At 63.7% G+C, this 19,542-nt stretch carries 11 protein-coding genes; 9 read left to right on the top strand and 2 right to left on the bottom strand.

Annotated features, from left to right (window positions below; all coding sequences use genetic code 11):
* The first annotated feature begins 1 nt into the window (after window position 1).
* The 8 genes from folK to JZZ72_RS04315 all read left to right on the top strand — a co-directional run bounded on the left by folK (window position 2) and on the right by JZZ72_RS04315 (window position 11,235).
* Entirely contained in the window at window positions 2–478 is a 477-nt protein-coding gene (gene folK / locus JZZ72_RS04350) for a 2-amino-4-hydroxy-6-hydroxymethyldihydropteridine diphosphokinase (protein WP_100634048.1), read from the top strand.
* Between the two features lie 250 nt (window positions 479–728).
* Window positions 729–1,529, top strand: a complete 801-nt coding sequence (gene panB, locus JZZ72_RS04345) for a 3-methyl-2-oxobutanoate hydroxymethyltransferase (RefSeq protein ID WP_043863808.1) — start codon at window positions 729–731, stop codon at window positions 1,527–1,529.
* Entirely contained in the window at window positions 1,526–2,383 is an 858-nt protein-coding gene (panC, locus tag JZZ72_RS04340) for a pantoate--beta-alanine ligase (protein WP_210014089.1), read from the top strand. The genes panB and panC overlap by 4 nt, the downstream gene beginning before the upstream one ends.
* A gap of 103 nt (window positions 2,384–2,486) precedes the next feature.
* A complete protein-coding gene (gene pgi / locus JZZ72_RS04335; protein WP_078481326.1) occupies window positions 2,487–4,151 on the top strand; it encodes a glucose-6-phosphate isomerase in 1,665 nt (554 codons plus the stop codon).
* Window positions 4,152–4,283: 132 nt separating this feature from the next.
* Window positions 4,284–6,218, top strand: a complete 1,935-nt coding sequence (gene acs, locus JZZ72_RS04330; protein ID WP_210014088.1) for an acetate--CoA ligase — start codon at window positions 4,284–4,286, stop codon at window positions 6,216–6,218.
* A gap of 33 nt (window positions 6,219–6,251) precedes the next feature.
* Window positions 6,252–7,121 carry an oxygenase MpaB family protein gene (locus JZZ72_RS04325; protein ID WP_058540550.1) on the top strand — a complete coding sequence of 290 codons (870 nt, stop codon included), beginning with the start codon at window positions 6,252–6,254 and terminating at the stop codon, window positions 7,119–7,121.
* A gap of 59 nt (window positions 7,122–7,180) precedes the next feature.
* Window positions 7,181–8,197 carry a class I SAM-dependent rRNA methyltransferase gene (locus JZZ72_RS04320; protein ID WP_100634056.1) on the top strand — a complete coding sequence of 339 codons (1,017 nt, stop codon included), beginning with the start codon at window positions 7,181–7,183 and terminating at the stop codon, window positions 8,195–8,197.
* A 56-nt stretch (window positions 8,198–8,253) separates the two neighbouring features.
* Window positions 8,254–11,235 (top strand): DUF748 domain-containing protein, encoded by a 2,982-nt coding sequence (locus tag JZZ72_RS04315; protein WP_446443921.1) that lies wholly within the window; start codon window positions 8,254–8,256, stop codon window positions 11,233–11,235.
* A gap of 137 nt (window positions 11,236–11,372) precedes the next feature.
* On the opposite strand, the gene JZZ72_RS04310 is transcribed toward JZZ72_RS04315, so the two are convergent.
* Window positions 11,373–11,726, bottom strand: a complete 354-nt coding sequence (locus JZZ72_RS04310) for a BON domain-containing protein (RefSeq protein WP_043863815.1) — start codon at window positions 11,724–11,726, stop codon at window positions 11,373–11,375.
* 326 nt (window positions 11,727–12,052) lie between these two features.
* On the opposite strand from JZZ72_RS04310, the gene JZZ72_RS04305 reads away from it, so the two are divergent.
* Window positions 12,053–17,119, top strand: a complete 5,067-nt coding sequence (locus tag JZZ72_RS04305) for a hypothetical protein (RefSeq protein ID WP_210014086.1) — start codon at window positions 12,053–12,055, stop codon at window positions 17,117–17,119.
* Window positions 17,120–17,194: 75 nt separating this feature from the next.
* On the opposite strand, the gene pnp is transcribed toward JZZ72_RS04305, so the two are convergent.
* Window positions 17,195–19,300 (bottom strand): polyribonucleotide nucleotidyltransferase, encoded by a 2,106-nt coding sequence (pnp, locus tag JZZ72_RS04300; RefSeq protein WP_043863817.1) that lies wholly within the window; start codon window positions 19,298–19,300, stop codon window positions 17,195–17,197.
* Window positions 19,301–19,542 lie beyond the last annotated feature (242 nt).

Raw genomic sequence — 19,542 nt, 5'->3', positions numbered from 1 at the left:
CATGGTGCGTACCTACATCGGCCTGGGCAGCAACCTGGCCGACCCGCAACAGCAACTGCGCAGCGCCCTCGAGGCGCTGGGCCGGTTGCCGGGTTCGCAACTGGCCGGTGTGTCGTCGTTCTACGCCAGCGACTCGCTGTCGCCTGGCCAGCCGCGCTACACCAACGCGGTTGCGGCGCTCGATACCTCGCTGGCGCCGCTGGCGCTGCTCGATGCCCTGCAGGCCATCGAGGCCGACCAGGGCCGCGAACGCAAGGAACGCTGGGGGCCTCGCACCCTGGACCTGGATATCCTGCTGTATGCCGATCAGGTGATCGACGAGCCGCGCCTGAAGGTTCCCCACTACCACATGCACGCACGCCCGTTCGTGCTGTACCCCCTGGCAGAGCTGGTGCCCGGCAACTTCTGCCTGCCCGACCAGCGCCCCCTCGCGCGATTGCTGGCAGAATGCCCGTTCGTTGGCCTCGAGCGCCTGTAACCGGGCGCTCCCCCACGCGGTAACGCCCGTAACAGCGCCTTCGTAACAATGCGGTAACAGGGTAATTGACTTCAGTCTTCGTGCTCACGACTATAGGCGTCCCGCAGCGCCCCGGCGCCGCATAAGGCGTATATAGGCCTGGAACAGGGTTGTACTCCAAACACCACAATCGATGATGTGCTGTTCCAGTAGATGAATACACGCGTTGTACGCAGTCGTTTTTCACAGCGCCTGAACGAGGATTCCTTTCATGCCAGAAGTAACCCTGACCACCCTGCAAGGCCTCAAGGCCAAGGGCGAGAAAATAACCATGCTGACCTGCTATGACGCGACCTTTGCCAAGGTGGCGAGTCAGGCCGGCGTGGAAATATTGCTGGTGGGTGACTCCCTGGGCATGGTCCTGCAGGGCCATGACAGCACCTTGCCGGTGACCAACGCCGAAATGGCCTACCACACCGCCTGCGTCAAGCGCGGCAACCAGGGTGCGCTGATTCTGGCCGACCTGCCCTTCATGGCCTGCGCCACCACCGAGCAGGCCTTCGCCAATGCCGGCGCACTGATGCAGGCCGGCGCGCACATGGTCAAGGTCGAGGGCGCCGCCTGGCTGGCCGAGACCATTCGCCTGCTGGCCGAACGCGGCGTGCCGGTGTGTGCGCACATGGGCCTCACGCCGCAGACCGTGAACATCCTGGGCGGCTACAAGGTCCAGGGCCGCCAGGAGAACCAGGCACGGCAGATGCGCGCCGACGCCATCGCCCTGGAGCAGGCCGGCGCAGCCATGCTGCTGCTCGAATGTGTGCCCAGCGAGCTGGCGGCGGAAATCACCCAGGCCGTGACCATTCCGGTCATCGGCATCGGTGCCGGCAGCGCCACCGATGGCCAGGTACTGGTGATGCACGACATGCTCGGCCTGTCGCTCAGCGGCCGCGTGCCCAAGTTCGTGAAGAACTTCATGCTCGGCCAGCCCGACATTGCCGGTGCTTTCGGTGCCTACGTGCAAGCCGTCAAGGGCGTGACCTTCCCCGGCACCGAACATGGGTTCAGCGCATGAATACCGTCAAGACCATCCTTGAACTGCGCGCTGCGGTCGCCCGCGCACGCAGCGAGGGCAAGCGCATCGGCTTCGTGCCCACCATGGGCAACCTGCACAGCGGGCATGCCGCGCTGGTGACCAAGGCCGCGCAGCGGGCCGATTTCGTGGTGGCGAGCATCTTCGTCAACCCGCTGCAGTTCGGCGCCAACGAAGACCTCGACAAGTACCCGCGCACCCTCGCCGCCGACCAGGAAAAACTCCTGCAGGCCGGCTGCCACCTGCTGTTCACCCCCAACGTCGAAGAAATGTACCCCGACGGCATGGCGGCCCAGACCCTGGTCAGCGTGCCGCACCTGTCCGAAGGGCTGTGTGGCGCCAGCCGTCCCGGGCACTTCGAGGGTGTTGCCACGGTGGTCAGCAAGCTGTTCAACATGGTCCAGCCCGACCTGGCCGTGTTCGGCCAGAAGGACTTCCAGCAACTGGCGGTGATCCGCGCGCTGGTGCGCGACCTCAACCTGCCCATCCAGATCATCGGCGAGCCGACCGTGCGCGCCGAGGACGGCCTGGCCCTGTCGTCGCGCAACGGTTACCTGACCGACGCACAACGTGCCACTGCGCCCACGATCTACCGCACCCTGAGCCGGATCGCCCAGGCAATCGGCCAGGGCCGCCGTGACTTCGAGGTGCTGATCGCCGAAGGTCGGCAACAACTGGTGGAGGCCGGCTTCAAGCCCGACTACCTGGAAATCCGTCAGGCGCTGAACCTGCGCCCGGCAGGGGCGAACGACCGCGACCTGGTGATTCTGGTGGCAGCGGTACTGGGCGCCACGCGCCTGATCGACAACCTGCACCTGAACCTCGACGAACAGTGATAACGCACCCGGCCGGGCTGCCGGGCAATTAACCTGCCACACTGGAAACGGGCCCGTCTTTCCAGTGTCAAAGGCAGTTCACGTACCAAGGAAACCTGCAGCGATGGCGTACTACCGCACCCCCCACGATGTCACTACGCTGCCCGCCTGGCAGGCGCTCCAGCAACACCGCAGCGCCATGCAGGGCTTCAGCATGCGCGAAGCGTTCAACGCCAACCCGCAGCGCTTCGAGCAGTTCAGCCTGAGCAGCTGCGGGCTGTTTCTGGACTATTCGAAGAACCTCATCGACCGCCAGACCCGCGACCTGCTGGTGGGGCTGGCCAACGAAGTGGGCCTGCAGGACGCGATCAAGTCGCTGTTCGCCGGCGAAATCGTCAACGCCTCCGAAGGCCGCCCGGCCCTGCATACCGCGCTGCGGCGCCCGGTGGGCGACAAACTGAGCGTCAATGGCGTGAACATCATGCCCGACGTGCACAAGGTGCTGAATCAGGTCACCGAGCTGGTGGGGCGCATCCACGACGGCCTGTGGCGCGGCTACAGCGAAAAGCCGATCACCGACGTGGTCAACATCGGCATCGGCGGCTCGTTCCTCGGCCCGGAGCTGGTCTCCGAGGCCCTGCTGCCCTACGCCCAGCGCGGCGTGCGCTGCCACTACCTGGCCAATATCGACGGCAGCGAATTCCACGAGCTGTCGGCCAAGCTGCGTGCCGAGACCACGCTGTTCATCGTGTCGTCCAAATCCTTCAATACCCTGGAAACCCTGAAGAACGCCCAGGCGGCTCGGGTCTGGTACCTGGCCCAGGGTGGTTCGGAAGCCGAGCTGTACAAGCACTTCATCGCCGTATCGAGCAACAAGGCCGCTGCGGTGGCCTTCGGTATCCGTGAAGAGAACATCTTCCCGATGTGGGACTGGGTAGGCGGACGCTATTCGCTGTGGTCGGCCATCGGCCTGCCGATCGCCCTGGCCATCGGCACCGCCAACTTCAAGGAGCTGCTGTCGGGTGCCTACACCATGGACCAGCACTTCCAGACCGCACCGTTCGAGCAGAACATGCCGGTGCTGCTGGCCTTGCTGGGCGTGTGGTATGGCAACTTCTGGGGCGCCCAGAGCCACGCGATCCTGCCGTACGACCATTACCTGCGCAACATCACCAAGCACCTGCAGCAACTGGACATGGAGTCCAACGGCAAGAGCGTGCGCCAGGACGGCACTCCGGTCGACCACGACACCGGGCCGGTGATCTGGGGCGGCGTGGGCTGCAACGGCCAGCATGCCTATCACCAGTTGCTGCACCAGGGCACCCAGCTGATCCCGGCCGACTTCATCGTGCCGGTGGTGAGCTTCAACCCGGTGGCCGACCACCACCAGTGGCTGTACGCCAACTGCCTGTCCCAGAGCCAGGCGTTGATGCTCGGCAAGACCCGCGCCGAGGCCGAGGCCGAGCTGCGCGACAAGGGCATGGCCGAAGCCGAGGTACAGCGCCTGGCGCCGCACAAGGTGATCCCGGGCAACCGTCCGAGCAACACCCTGGTGGTCGAGCGCATCAGCCCGCGGCGCCTGGGCGCGCTGGTGGCGATGTACGAGCACAAGGTGTTCGTGCAGAGCGTGGTGTGGGGCATCAATGCCTTCGACCAGTGGGGAGTGGAGCTTGGCAAGGAACTGGGCAAGGGCGTGTACCAGCGCCTGACCGGCGGTATCGAAGAGCCGGCCGAAGATGCCTCGACCCAGGGCCTGATCAACTACTTCCGCGGGCGTCACCGGGGCTAAGGGCTACACTGTCGGGATGTTGTTATCCCCATCGCGGGCCAAGCCCGCTCCCACAGGTACGATGCACACCGCGTGGGAGCGGGCTTGGCCCGCGATGGGAGCGACACCTATCCAACAGGAAAGGGCCCCCCAATGTTCGATATCAGCGACTACCCCGAAGCCGATGCCGTCAGCAAGGCGGCACAACTCTCCCAGGCCGACTACCAGCGCCTGTATCGCCAGTCCGTAGACGATCCCGACACCTTCTGGGCCGAACAAGCCAGGCGCCTGGACTGGATCAGCCCCTGGTCGGCTGTTCAGCAGAGCGATCTGCGCACGGGCCAGGCAACCTGGTTCAAGGATGCCAAACTCAACGTCAGCTACAACTGCCTGGACCGCCACCTGGCTCAGCGCGGCGACCAGCCGGCGATCATCTGGGAAGGCGACGACCCGCAGCAGTCCACCACCCTCACCTACCGCCAGGTTCATCAGCAGGTGTGCCGCCTGGCCAACGTGCTCAAGCAGCGCGGGGTGAACAAGGGCGACCGGGTGTGCATCTACATGCCGATGATTCCCGAAGCTGCCTTCGCCATGCTGGCCTGTACCCGCATCGGCGCGATTCACTCGGTGGTGTTCGGCGGCTTTTCCCCCGACGCCCTGCGCGACCGCATCCTCGACGCCGACTGCCGCACGGTGATTACCGCCGACGAAGGCGTGCGCGGCGCCAGGAGCATTGGCCTGAAGAACAACGTCGACAAGGCCCTGCAAAGCTGCCCGGACGTCAGCAGCGTGGTGGTGGTACGCCGCACCGGCGGCCCGGTGGACTGGAACGAAGCCCGCGACCTCTGGTACCACGAGGCAATCAGCCAGGTGGGCGACGACTGCCCGCCCGAGCCGATGGATGCGGAAGACCCGCTGTTCATCCTCTACACCTCCGGCAGCACCGGCAAGCCCAAGGGCGTGCTGCACACCACCGCCGGCTACCTGCTGCAGGCCGCCCTGACCTTCAAGGTGGTGTTCGACTACCGCGACGGCGAGGTGTTCTGGTGCACCGCCGATGTCGGCTGGGTAACCGGCCACAGCTACATCGTCTACGGCCCGCTCGCCAACGGCGCCACCACCCTGATGTTCGAAGGCGTGCCCAACTACCCCGATGCCTCGCGCTTCTGGCAGGTGGTCGACAAGCACCAGGTAAACATCTTCTATACCGCCCCCACCGCTCTGCGGGCACTGATGCGCGAAGGTTCGGCGCCGCTCGACGGTACCTCGCGCAAGAGCCTGCGCCTGCTGGGCAGCGTGGGCGAGCCGATCAACCCGGAAGCCTGGGAATGGTACTTCGAGAAGGTCGGTGAGAAGCGCTGCCCGATCGTCGACACCTGGTGGCAGACCGAGACCGGCGGCATCATGCTCAGCCCGCTGGTCAGCGCCCGCCACATCAAGCCCGGTTGCGCCACCCGTCCGCTGTTCGGCGTGCAGCCAGTGCTGCTGGACGACAAGGGCGCGCTGATCGAGGGCCCCGGCAGCGGGCTGCTGGCGATCAAGGCCAGTTGGCCGGGGCAGATCCGCAGCGTATACGGCGATCATCAGCGCATGATCGACACCTACTTCAAACCCCTGCCGGGCTACTACTTCACCGGCGACGGCGCGCGCCGCGATGCCGATGGCGACCTGTGGATAACCGGGCGCATCGACGACGTGATCAACGTGTCCGGGCACCGCATCGGCACTGCCGAGGTGGAAAGTGCCCTGGTGCTGCACGACAGCATCGCCGAAGCCGCCGTGGTCGGGTACCCTCACGACCTGAAGGGCCAGGGCATCTATGCCTTCGTCACGCCCATGAACGGCGTGACCCCGGACGACCACCTCAAGCAGGCGCTGCTGGCGCTGGTCAGCAAGGAGATCGGCAGCTTTGCCAAACCCGAGCTGATCCAGTGGGCGCCAGCATTGCCCAAGACCCGCTCGGGCAAGATCATGCGCCGCATCCTGCGCAAGATCGCCTGCAACGAGCTGGACAACCTGGGCGACACCTCGACCCTGGCCGACCCGAGCGTGGTCCAAGGCCTGATCGACAAACGCCTGAATCAATGAACGGCACCGCGGCGACGGTGCCTCAAGGTATCCATGGAAGCGCTACGCCGCCGTATCGAAACACAGTTGCTGAGCCTTACGGGCCTGGCCCTGGGCCAACTCGACCTCGAACAGCCCAAGGGCGACCCCGGGCTGTTCGGTCCGCGCAGCATCAGCTGGCAGGTGCACGGGGATTTCCCCAGCATGCTCATCGGCGGTATCAGCGCCTTGCTGCTGCAGGTGCTGCACCCGCTGGCCCTGGCCGGGGTGTGGGACCATTCCAGCTTTCGCCAGGACATCATCGGCCGCCTGCGCCGCACCAGCCAGTTCATCTCCGGCACCACCTTCGGCTCCACCCGCGACGCCGAATGGCTGATCGACAAGGTACGCACCATTCACCTGCAGGTGGTGGGGACCGCGGCCGATGGCCGCCCGTATGCCGCCAGTGACCCGGACCTGCTGACCTGGGTGCACGTGGCCGAAGTCAGCAGCTTCATGGCCGCGCACCTGCGCTACCGCAACCCGCACCTCTCGCTGGCCGACCAGGACGCCTACTACGCCGAGATCGCCCTGGTGGCCGAACGCCTGGGGGCTCGCAACGTGCCGCGTTCGCGCCAGGCGGTGGCGCACTACCTGCAAGCCATGCGCCCGCAACTGGTATGCGACGAGCGCAGCCGCGAAGTGGTGCGTGTGTTGCTGGAGGCCCCGGCGCCGAGCCGCCTGGCCAAACCGGTGGCCAACCTGATGATGCAGGCTGGGATCAACCTGCTGCCCGATTGGGCCGGCGAACTGCTCGAGCGCACGCCGCACCCGCTCAAGCGGCGGCTGGTAGGCCTGGGCATCGACAGCACGGCGCCGGTGCTGCGCTGGGCCATGCGCGACAGTTCGCTGCACCGGGCCAGGCGGCGAGTGGGCTGCGCCTGAACAGGTGCAAGGCACCCGCCTGCTGTTAAACTGCACGCCCGCAAACCAAGGCTACGTGCATGTCCTCCTTGAATCAGGCGCTGCGCGCCGCCCTCGACGCCCGCCAGCAGCTTCTAAGTGAGCTGCACGCCCAGGGCACCGACTGTTACCGGCTGTTCCACGGCAGCCAGGAAGGCGCGGGCGGACTGACCGTCGACCGCTATGGCCCGCAGTTGCTGGTACAGAGCTTTCACCACACCCTCGAGCGCGATGCCCTGCTGGACCTGCATGGGCACATCGAGCGCGAACTGGGCCTGCCACTGCTGCTGGTGTACAACGACCGCTCCCAGGGCAACAGCCGCATCGACCGGCGCGACCCGGTCTACCAGCCCAGCGAGGCCGCGCTGGCCGACCTGGTCGGTCACGAGTGGGGCCTGAACTACCGCGCGCGCGGTCGCCATGCCGGTCAGGACCCGCTGTTGTTTCTGGACCTGCGCAATGCCCGTGGCTGGGTCAAGCAACACAGTGCCGGCAAACGCGTGCTCAACCTGTTCGCCTATACCTGCGGGGTAGGCCTGAGCGCTGCGGCCGGTGGTGCCAGCGCGGTGTGCAACCTGGATTTCGCCGAAGGCAACCTGGCCGTTGGCCGCGAGAACGGCGCACTCAACCCGCAACTGGCGCCCATGGAGTTCATCCAGTCCGACTACTTCCCGGCCATTCGCCAGTTGGCAGGCCTGCCGGTCAGCCAGCGTCGCGGGCACAAGCTGCCGGCCTACCCGCGCCTGGAGCCGCGCGAGTTCGACCTGGTACTGCTCGACCCGCCTGCCTGGGCCAAGAGCGCGTTCGGCACCGTCGACCTGCTGCGTGATTACCAGAGCCTGCTCAAGCCCGCCCTGCTGAGCACGGCCGAAGGCGGCGTGCTGATCTGCTGCAACAACCTGGCCAAGGTCGGCCTCGACGACTGGCGCGAGCAAGTACTGCGTTGCGCACAGAAGATCGGCCGCCCGGTGCGGGAATGGCAGGTGCTCAAGCCGGCAGACGACTTCCCGTCACTGGACGGACAGCCGCCCCTGAAGTGCTTGATCCTGCAGCTGTAAGTGGAAAACACCGCAGGTGGTCCGGTATTTCGGACTACCTTCGGAACCGAATTAACGTGCCATACTCCAAGCACTCCCGCTCTAGACAGACGACGCCGCACATGCCCAAAGGATTGAAACGCGCCCTCGGCGCCTTGTTGGCCGGCCTGGCCCTGTACAGCCTCCTCGGTTTCCTGATCCTGCCTGGCGTAGCCTTGCGCATCGCCAATCAGCAGTTGGCCAGTTACGCCACCGTGCCGGCGCACATCCAGCGTATCGAGCTCAATCCGTTCAGCCTCGAGCTGACGCTATGGGGCTTGCAGATCGGCGAGACCGGCAAGGAGCAGGTCGGCTTCGAACGCCTCTACGCCAACCTGCAGCTCGACAGCCTGTGGTCCGGTGCCCTGCACTTGGCAGCCGTCGAGCTGGACAAGCCGCGCACCGAGCTGCTGTTCGCCAAGGACGGCAGCCTGAACCTGACCCAGCTGTTCAAGCTGCCGCCCAGCGAGCCCAAGGCCGAGACACCGGCAAGCGAACCGTTCCCGCTGCGCATCGGCAGCATCAAGCTGAGCGAGGGCTACCTGCACTTCCAGGACCTGCGCCCGAGCGAGCCGATCGAATTCCTCTACGACTCGATGAACCTGGAGCTGAAGAACCTCAGCACCCTGCCCGACGACAACGCCGACATGACCCTGGTGGCCGCCGGGCCAGAGGGCGGGCGCATCGACTGGGCCGGCACCATCAGCCTGGTACCGATCGCCTCCGAAGGCACCCTCAAGGTCACCGACGGCAAGATGAAGGTGTGGTGGCCGTACGTGCGCGACGCCCTGCCGCTGGTGCTTGAAGACGGCGTGCTCAACCTGGACACCCATTACAAGCTCAACCTGTCGAAGGAAACCGAGCTGCTGCTGGACAACGCCTCGCTCAGCATCGCCCCCTTCGCGATCAAGGCCCCGGACGGTCGCCCGTTGGCCCGCCTGGCCCGACTGGACGTGAGTGAAACCACGGTCGACCTGGCCAAACAGCTGGTCACGGTCGGCAAGATCCGCAGTGAAAAGCTGGAAACCTGGGCTGCCCTGGAAGCCGACGGCCAGCTCGACTGGCAAAAACTCTTCGCCAGCCAGCCTGCCAAGGCCACCCCCAAGGAAAAGGCCGAGCCGGCCACTGCCGGGCCCGCGCCGCAGGAAGCCAGCGCCAAGGCCGCGCCCGGCAAGCCGTGGCAGGTGCTGCTGCGCGACGTGCAACTGCGCAACTACCAGGTTCATCTGGCCGATCGCTCGCAGAAAGAAGCGGTGGCGCTGGATGTCGGACCGCTCAACCTCGACCTGCAGAACTTCGACAGCCTCAACAAGAGCCCCTTCACCCTCAAGCTCGACAGCGGCGTCGGCCGCCAGGGCAAGCTGCAGGCATCGGGTGAGGTCAACCTGGCACCGGTCAGCGCCCGGCTCAAGGTCAGCACACAGGACATCGACCTGCGGGTAGCCCAGGCCTACATCAGCCCGTTCATTCGCCTGGAGCTGCGCAGCGGCATGCTCGGCAGCGACCTGAACGTGGACCTGAAGAACACCGCCCCGCTGGCGTTCAGCGTCACCGGCAAGGCGCAGGTCAATCAGTTGCATACTCTGGACACCATCAAGGGCCGTGACTTCGTCAAATGGCAGCAACTGAACGTGGACGGCCTGGACTATCGCCACGGCGATGCGCTGAGCATTGCCAAGGTGACCCTGCAGCAGCCCTATGCCCGCTTCATGATCAACGAAGACCGCACCACCAGCGTGGATGACCTGCTGATTCCGCAGCCGGCCAACGGCGCCGCCAAGCCCCAGGGCAAGCGCACGGCCAGCAATGAAAAGCCCTTGGGTATCCGTATCGGTGGCATCGACATCAACGATGGCTCGGCCAACTTCGCCGACTTCAGCCTGACGCCCAACTTCGCCACCGCCATCCAGCAGCTGAACGGCCAGATCGGCACCATCGACAACCGCCAGCCACACCCGGCCAAGGTCGATATCAAGGGCAAGGTGGACCGTTATGCGCCCGTCACCATCAAGGGCGCGCTCAACCCGTTCGACCCGATGGCCAGCCTGGACATCGCCACCAGCTTCAAGCGTGTCGAGCTGACGACCCTGACGCCGTACTCGGGCAAGTTCGCCGGCTACCGGATTCGCAAGGGCCGCCTGAACCTGGACCTGCATTACCTGATCACCAAGGGCCAGCTCAAGGCCGAGAACAAGGTGGTGGTCGAGCAGTTGCAACTGGGTGAGAAGGTCGACAGCCCCGACGCCGTCAACCTGCCGATTCGCCTGGCGATCGCGCTGCTCAAGGACACCGAGGGCAAGATCTCCATCGAGTTGCCGGTGTCGGGCGACCTCAACAACCCGCAGTTCAGCGTAATGCCGATCGTGTGGCAGACCCTGCGCAACCTGGTGCTGCGCGCCGCCCAGGCGCCGTTCAAGTTCATCGGCGGGCTGGTCAGTGGTGGCGGTTCCGAAGACCTGGGCACCGTGTCCTTCGCCCCCGGCTCAAGCGAGCTGAGCAGCGATGCCCAGGGCTCGCTGGACAAGCTGGCGGCAGCACTCAAGGAACGCCCTGCCCTGCGCCTGGAAATCGAAGGCACCAGCGCCCAGAGCAGCGACGGGCCACTGATTGCCGCACAGCGTCTGGATCGTGAGTACCAGAGCACCTACTACAAGATCCTTCAGCGTCGCGGCGACAAGGTGCCGGCACAGGCCTCGCAACTGCAGGTGCCCGATGGCGACAAGCCGGCCATGCTCGAGGGTATCTACCGCACCCGTCTCAAGCAGCAGCCACCGGCCGAGTGGGAGCAGCTGGACCGTGCACAGCGCACTGCCAAGCTGCAGGAAGCGGTGATCAAGTCATGGGCCGAGAGCACCGTGCTGCTGCGTCAGCTCGGTCAGGCACGCGCCAGCAGCATCAAGGACTACCTGGTCGACAAGGGTCAGTTGCAAGACGACCGGGTGTACTTCATCGACGCCACGCTGGGCCAGGCCGAAGCGGATGGCCGGGTGATCTCGCCCCTGCACCTGGACGCCGAGTAGGGCTGGCGGGGAGCACTGACGCCAGGCCAGTGTTCCAGCGCACAAAGAAAAGCCCCGGCTGACTGCGCCGGGGCTTTAGGGTTGGCCACCTCCGTGTGGCCTTTCGCATGAACCGTCAGGATCAGCGAGCGAAACGCTTACTCGGCTTTCAGGCCATCAGCCGAAACGGCTTTCACGCCCTTGATTTTCTTGGCGATGTTCACCGCAGTGGTTTTCTGCGCTTCGGTGATCGCGGTGGTCGAGGACAGGGAAACCACACCTTTGTTGGTTTCGACCTTGATGTCGGTACCCGGGATGCCTTTCTCGGTGACCAGGTCGGCTTTGACCTTGGTGGTGATCCAGGTATCGGAAGTTTCTTCTTTGGCCTTGGTCATTTCACCAGCAGCCAGCATCATCGGTGCTTGCGATGCAGGTTGGGCTGCAAAGGCGGCGTTAGCCATGGTCAGGGTCAGCGCGGTGGCAGTAGCAGCAGCAATAGCGAACTTCTTCATACGAGACACTCCTGTTTTTCGAAAGGTCTGCGCCGTCATTCCTGGCAGCAGGTAACAGGGATAGTGCAGAAGCTGTGCCAACCCGAATAAAAAATAAAACCTTTAAAAATCAACAGCTTAAAAATCACCAAAAAATATCCCATCGTGCACATTGCATGCTTTGCGATGGATGCGCGTGCAAGTTGCATGTTCACAAAATACCGCCGCACCCATGCCCGGGAATCCAACGGGCGTTGCAATATGTACCACTGCCTGCAACAGGGCACCCTCTAACGTGGCAGGCGTCGTGAGCCGGATGAACCGGGTCCCCCGCTGCAGGAAACGCCATGATCGTGATGCCCTACTTTGAGCCCGGCACCTTGAGCGCAGGCTTCATCACCGCGCTGGAGACCGCACAGCGCGACCTGAGCCTGAGCATCATCGAAGCGCGGTGGCTGCGTCGCCTGGCCGATCAAACGATCCTGCCGGCGAGCATGCGGGTGGAGGTGACAGGCAACCTGCAGCCACTGTCTGCCAATTGCCTGGTCATTCATCAGCGCGACCCGCTGCTTGAGGCGACCTACCTGTACAGCCCATTGCATGGCGTACAGGGCTTCAACACGCTGCAACAGCTTGAAAGTGCCCTGCAGGCACAGCTGACTCACCTGGGCGTGCCGAGCGAACCGCTGCAGTTCGTGAACCTGAGCGATGCCGTGTTCACGCGGTGGTCACACCACCTGATGCAACAGCAAATCGATCTGCTGCGGGGGCAATCCGGCGGGCTGGCCAAACTGCCCACCCTGACCGGTGTTCTCGACAGTTGCTTGAGCACAGCCTTCTCGACGCTGCTGGAGGGCGTCGACGACATCGCGCAACAACGGGTCCAGGTCATTGCCAGTAACGCCAGCGTGGTGCACACGCAGGCCCTGGCCGATGTTGCACTGGACGCGTTCAGCGGCCAGCCACTGGGCATCGACCTGAAGCGCCGCTTCGTACGCGATGGCACCGCAACGCACGACACGCCCGACCCACTCGCCTGCGAGCAGGCCCTTGCCAGCACTGCCAAGGCCGTTCCGGGGGCCTTTGCACAGGCCCTGCGAAGCTATTGGAGCAGTGTCGACAACGACGTGGGCAGCGATAACCGCGAAGCCCTGGCTCTTGGCCTTGCCGACAACTACTGTCGTACGCTGTTGCGAGCGGCCAATGAACAACGCATCGACACCCCTCAGCTGCAATGGCTGCGTGAAGCGCTGATCCCCGACCTGGGCGCCTTGCGGGTGTGTAGCCTGGCGTTGGTGCCAGCGGCTCAGGACATGGGTAGGACGGTGCTGCTGGCCGACAGCCTGGCCCTGCAGCAACCGACCGATACCAGCAAGGGGGTGTTCCTGTTCAGCACACGAACCGGGTTCCAACACTTCGCCGATCAGGCCGCCCTTGAACGGCATTGCCAGGCCCTGCTCACACAACCTGCTTGCCCCGCCTCGATCAGCCGCGATGACTGGGAGCAGTTGCAAACCAGCGCGACGCCTGTGGTCAGGCTGGTCGAGGTCGGCCAACCGATGTTCCTCGCACTTGCTGATGCGCTGATCGCACTGGTCAACCGGCGTCTTGCCCACGCACTACGCTTCCCCGGTGCCCAGAGCAGCACGGCCATGGCCGGGGTCGAAGATGCACTGGACATGCGCGCGCTGGTGGACAGGCGCCTGACCCACCTGGGGGTCAACGGTCGATGGCTGCCCGATGCACAGCCAGCAGTCGCCATGAGGCTGCCCGTGCCACCCAGCCAGAGCGTTACGCTGGTGGAGCGCCTCACCCGTGCCAGGGCACTGCATCAGCTGTTTCAATCCCTGGCCACCGCCCAGCCGAAGGTGCAGTCCTGTGTTCTGGACATGCTTGCCCCCAGCCTCGACGCCATCAGCGACGGCCAGTTGCACCCCTTGGACATCCAGCTCAAATGGGCAGAAAAGACTGGCACGGTGGTCGACAGGTTTCTCGAACAGCTGGGCGAAACAGGCAACCAGCACGCGCCGCAGGATCAGGTGCAGGTGCAGGACCGGCAAGGCTTGCCACTGTCGTGGCCGTCGGCACCCGTGATCCGGCAACAGATCGACACCCTTAAAGCGGGCTTTGCCTCGACCTACCTTGAACAACTCGAGGCGTTCGACACGGGTCGGTTGCGCCTGAAGGACAGTGTGGTGTCCCCGCTCACGAGCATGCGCAGCTTGTACGAAGCGCTGCTGCGCATCGAACTGGAGCAAGCCCGCGAGAACGGCGTGATCGATGACGCGCTGCTCGACCTGCTGCAGCAAGCATTGGACCGGCCGGGGCACAGTGCCATTCGCCTGCACAGCCTGAGCTTGTCGGTACCCGGCAAGGCCGGGCTGCTGCCACTGGCCGATGCATTCGTGCTGCAGCGGGCAACGGCCGACAATGACAGCCTGTTGCTCTGGTCACCGCTGGAGCCACTGAGTCAATTCAGCAGCGAAGCAGCCTTGCGCTCTGAAATGACCGGCGCATTCGACGACCCGGAGAAGCTTCATCAGTGGCTGAGCCTGGTGAACGCCGAAGACCTGCGCAACTGGCACACCCTGGCGCAGCTTCCAGGTGCCAGTCAGCCCAGCGTACGCCTCATCGAACAAAGCGAGCTGTTCGCGTTTGTTGAACACAGTGCGGCACGCTTTCGTGCTGCAACCCGGCGTTACTACCTGGGCTATGCCCTGCGCAGCAGGCTCGGCACCTCATTGCTGCAACGCTTCATCGATAACCAGGCCGCCAGGCACCCGTTCGAAGGGGCCTTGCAGCGGGTACGCGACAGCCTCGAGGTTCAGTATTTGCGCACCCTTCTACCGGCATGGCTATGCAACGCGACACCGCAGCAAATGAAAAACTACGCGCAACTGGTGCAGGCCTGCGCCCGTGTCAGCAACCCCAAGTTCAACTACCTGTTCTCGATCCCAACGCTCAACGACTTCGCCAACCAGCAGCTCAAGGCAGGGCTCGCCCAGGATTACCCGAGCGCACCGGACGATCCCGACCTGATTACCGTCACCTTCACGCACTTCACCCCCAACCCGGTGATGCCCGGCCAGACGCCCTCGCCGATTTCCTCGGACCTGGCCACCACCACCAAGACACTGAGCGAGTACGCCCTGACCCACAGCCGGTTGACCGGCACAGCGACAAGCATGAAGGTCAGCGTCACGCGACCAGGCATGGCACCTGAAGCGCTGGAAGCAGCCACCATCCGCAACATGATCGACCGCCTCGACGTGGCCAGTGCATACCGTGCCCTGCTCGAGAAGAAGTTAACCCCGCAGGATCCCGACTACCTCGAACGCCGTCATCGCTACACGCTGGTATCCACCGCCTACCTGATGGAAGAGGGGTATCAGCATTTTCTGGACAACAAACTATCGGCCAAGGCGCTTTACTACTTTTCCCATGTGCTGGCCAAGCCGGATGCCCTCGCCCGCGACCTGGTCGAGGGCAGGAAGATCACCCTGTGCCAATTGCAGCTACGGGCCGAGCAAGGGTTCGCCCCCGATACCGTGAGGGGCATGTATGTGATCGGCCCGCAGGGCGAACAGGACGGGCCCCTGGTGTTGTACTGCGCCTACCGGCCACACAAGATGTTGCTCGAGTTCAAGGACCAGGGCGCACTGCGCAGTGCCATCCTCTCGGACCCAGAGCTGCAACGAGATATTCTGAACCGGCTTCCCGACACGGTGCAGTCGCGATACGACCACAACGGCTTTCTTCACCCCCATTTGTTCTGGTCCTCATCGGACCTGTTCGATTTCTCGCCCACCCCCGGTGCGGTTCAACTGGTGCGCAGCGAGATCGAAGGCAATGCCCTTGACTACCTGTTCACCGAGAACGTGGCATTCCTGCGGGCACTGACCAAGGCACGCACGGTAACTACCGCCGAGGAATACTGGAATGTGCTGCGCTATGTAATGGGCCTTGCCATCGAGCAGAGTTCGTTTTTCCTGCCTGGAAAGCTGGCAGCCATGCTCAGCTCGCTACAAAGTGTCCAGTGGTTGCAGGCATCCGGTAACGCCGCTTTGCAGCACAACTGGGGCGAATCGCTTGCGGAGTTCGTCACCGCCCTGAGTGGCCTGGTCATGATGCGCCCAGGTGGCTCGAGCATAAGCAGGAAGACACCTAACGAGCCTTCACCCGTCACGCCTGCACTGGAACTGGACCCTGCCTGGAACGAGGTACTGCTCAACCCCCTGGTACCCAACCGGCTGAGTGACCTGCAGGCGCAGAACGTGCAACTCAAGGACATGGTCCGCAACACCACCCTGGGGCTTTATTTCGCCCCGGGTACCGAGCGTTTCTATTGCGTGATCGCGGGCCACGTCTATGAAGTGGCCAAGCCAGCACAGCAGTGGCAGATCATCAAGCAGGGCCGACTCGGGCCCACGCTGCAAAGAACGGGAAATCAGTGGCAGGTTGATCTGCAGGAAGGCTTGCGTGGCGGCGGTGCGGCCTACAGCAGTTTCGAAACGGCCCTGGCCGACGAAGACATATCCCTGCGCTACACCACGCTGGCTTCGGGGATGAAGAACATTGCCGCGCTCCAGCCGACCAAGTACCAGATGCTACTGCGTGCCCATGCCTTGAGCCGCCACTATCTGGACACCTGCCTGAAGAACCTCAACCTGTCTTCGCCCCAGGCGCCCCTGCCGCCCGAAACACTGAGCATCTTGCAAAACGTGTTCGACCACCCTCCCTCAGACCAGACAGTACGCCTGCTGCGTGACTATACCCAGCGGATACTGGACGAGCTGTTGTCGGCCTCGATGGACACGGTCACCTCCAAACGCCTCGTGGTGGGCATGAACATGCCCGATCAGCGCGATACCTACGGTTTCACCTACCACAACGACCCCGGCAAGCGGATCTTTCTCACCGAGCGCGTGTTCACCCTGCCATGGGACGTTTCGATTTACGCAACGCCACCGGCCATCGAGCTGCTCGCCCACCAGCAAGCAACGACGCTGATACACGAGCTGTCACACCAGGTACTTCGAACCGTGGATATCGCCTACGTGGAAGCCGCGGCCCCCTTCCCGGACCAGATCAGCCAGCACACGCGGGGCGGGCGTATCGCCTATCAGACGATCCTTGGCTACAAACAGAACGGGCTCTCGATCAACACCCCCGCCCAGGCGCTGTTCAGAACCTTCGACACCTCGAGCAAGATCTGGAGAGATATCAGGAAAAAGGATGGACGAGCCCTGCCCGCGATCTTTCGGCTAAGCAAGACAAACACCCTGGCAGCTGCACGCACTGCGTTCTACAGCGATCCGCAGGTACGCACCGACCTGATCCTGGCCAACGCCGACTCGCTGAGCCTGATCATCACCAACCTGGGGCGCAGGCGCTTTGCCGGCGCTGCCGGCTGAAAGCAAAAAAAATGCCCCGTATCCTGCGATACGGGGCATTGGCACTACCGGGCAGTTACCTGCCCTGCTGCATCATCAGACGCCCGACGCCTTGGCGGCGGCAACGTCCTTGATCGACAGCTTGATACGGCCGCGGTTGTCCACGTCCAGTACCAGTACTTCGACTTCCTGGCCTTCTTTCAGGATGTCGGTCACTTTCTCGACGCGAGCATCGCTCAGCATGGAGATGTGAACCAGACCGTCCTTGCCCGGCAGGATGTTGACGAATGCACCGAAGTCGACGATGCGCTCGACCTTGCCGACGTAGATCTTGCCGATCTCGGCTTCGGCAGTGATGCTCAGAACGCGCTGGCGCGCAGCTTCTGCAGCATCCTTGGTTTCGCCGAAGATCTTGATCGAACCGTCGTCTTCGATATCGATCGACGCCTTGGTTTCTTCGCAGATGGCACGGATGGTTGCGCCGCCCTTGCCGATAACGTCGCGAATCTTGTCGGTGTCGATCTTCATCGCGATCATGGTCGGTGCGTTTTCCGACAGCTCGGTACGCGACTGGCCAATGATCTGGTTCATCTGGCCGAGGATGTTCAGGCGCGCTTCCAGGGCCTGGCCCAGGGCGATTTCCATGATCTCTTCGGTGATGCCGTTGATCTTGATGTCCATCTGCAGCGCGGTCACACCCTTGGCGGTACCGGCTACCTTGAAGTCCATGTCGCCCAGGTGGTCTTCATCACCCAGGATGTCGGTCAGGATGGCGAACTTCTCGCCCTCTTTGACCAGACCCATGGCGATACCGGCTACCGGCGCCTTCATCGGTACACCAGCGTCCATCAGGGCCAGGGAAGCGCCACAGACCGAAGCCATCGAGCTCGAACCGTTGGATTCGGTGATCTCCGACACCACGCGGATGGTGTACGGGAACACGTCGGCGGCCGGCAGCATGGCCTGGACCGAACGACGGGCCAGACGGCCGTGACCGATTTCGCGACGACCAGCACCGCCCATGCGGCCACACTCGCCCACCGAGAACGGCGGGAAGTTGTAGTGCAGCATGAAGGGGTCTTTGCGCTCGCCTTCCAGGGTGTCCAGCAGCTGTGCGTCACGTGCAGTACCCAGGGTCGCAACGACCAGGGCCTGGGTTTCGCCACGGGTGAACAGGGCCGAACCGTGGGTTTTCGGCAGCACGCCGACTTCGATGTTCAGCGGGCGCACGGTCTTGGTGTCGCGACCATCGATACGTGGCTTGCCGTTGACGATGTTTTCGCGAACGGTGCGGTATTCGATTTCACCGAAGATCTCTTTGACTTCAGCGGCAGTCGGCTGGCCTTCTTCGCCGGAGAACTTGGCGATGACCTGCTCGCGCAGCTCGCCCAGGCGAGCATAACGGTCGGCCTTGACGGTGATGGTGTAGGCATCGGACACCGCGGCACCGAATTCGCCACGAATGGCGCTCAGCAGCGGGGTGTTCTCGGCCTTGGCAGTCCAGTCCCAGGTAGGCTTGGCGGCTTCGGCAGCCAGCTCCTTGACGGCCTGGATCACGGCCTGGAATTCGTCGTGGGCGAACAGCACGGCGCCCAGCATCTGGTCTTCGGTCAGCTCCTTGGCTTCCGATTCGACCATCAGCACGGCGTCGGAGGTACCGGCAACGACCATGTCCAGGCTCGAGGCAGCCAGTTGCTCGTAGGTCGGGTTCAGCAGGTAGCCGGTGCTTTCGTGGAAAGCGACACGGGCGGCGCCGATAGGGCCTTCGAACGGAATGCCGGAGATGGCCAGCGCAGCCGAGGTACCGATCATGGCAGCGATGTCCGGATCGGTTTTCTTGCTGGTGGAAACGACGGTGCAGACAACCTGCACTTCGTTCATGAAGCCTTCAGGGAACAGCGGACGGATCGGACGGTCGATCAGACGCGAGGTCAGGGTCTCTTTCTCGGAAGGACGGCCTTCACGCTTGAAGAAACCACCAGGGATCTTGCCGGCGGCGTAGGTCTTTTCCTGATAGTGAACGGACAGGGGGAAGAAGCCTTTGCCTGGATCGGCCTGTTTGGCACCGACCACGGTCACCAGCACGGTGACATCGTTGTCGACGGTGACCAATACGGCGCCGGACGCTTGACGAGCAATACGGCCCGTCTCGAGGGTAACGGTCGATTGACCGAACTGGAATTTCTTGATTACCGGGTTCACGGTTTCCTACCTTCTTCAGTGGCTCTGGGGGAACTGGTTCTTGCGAATTCTTGGGCAGCACAGGGAATCGGCCCTGTTGGCAGTCCAGATAAAACTAGAGGTTGGGAGCCTGCCCTGCCCTTGCGGTAAACCGCGCGGGCGAGGCAGACAGCCAACCTCATAGATACGCGCGGCGTGCTCACCCGCGCGGGGGCCGAAGCCCTCGGCGGATGACAGCAGCACGCCGTGCACACCACTGACCA

The organism is Pseudomonas palmensis (assembly GCF_017848315.1).
GTDB lineage: Bacteria > Pseudomonadota > Gammaproteobacteria > Pseudomonadales > Pseudomonadaceae > Aquipseudomonas > Aquipseudomonas palmensis.
This window is presented reverse-complemented; position numbering and strand designations above follow the sequence as displayed.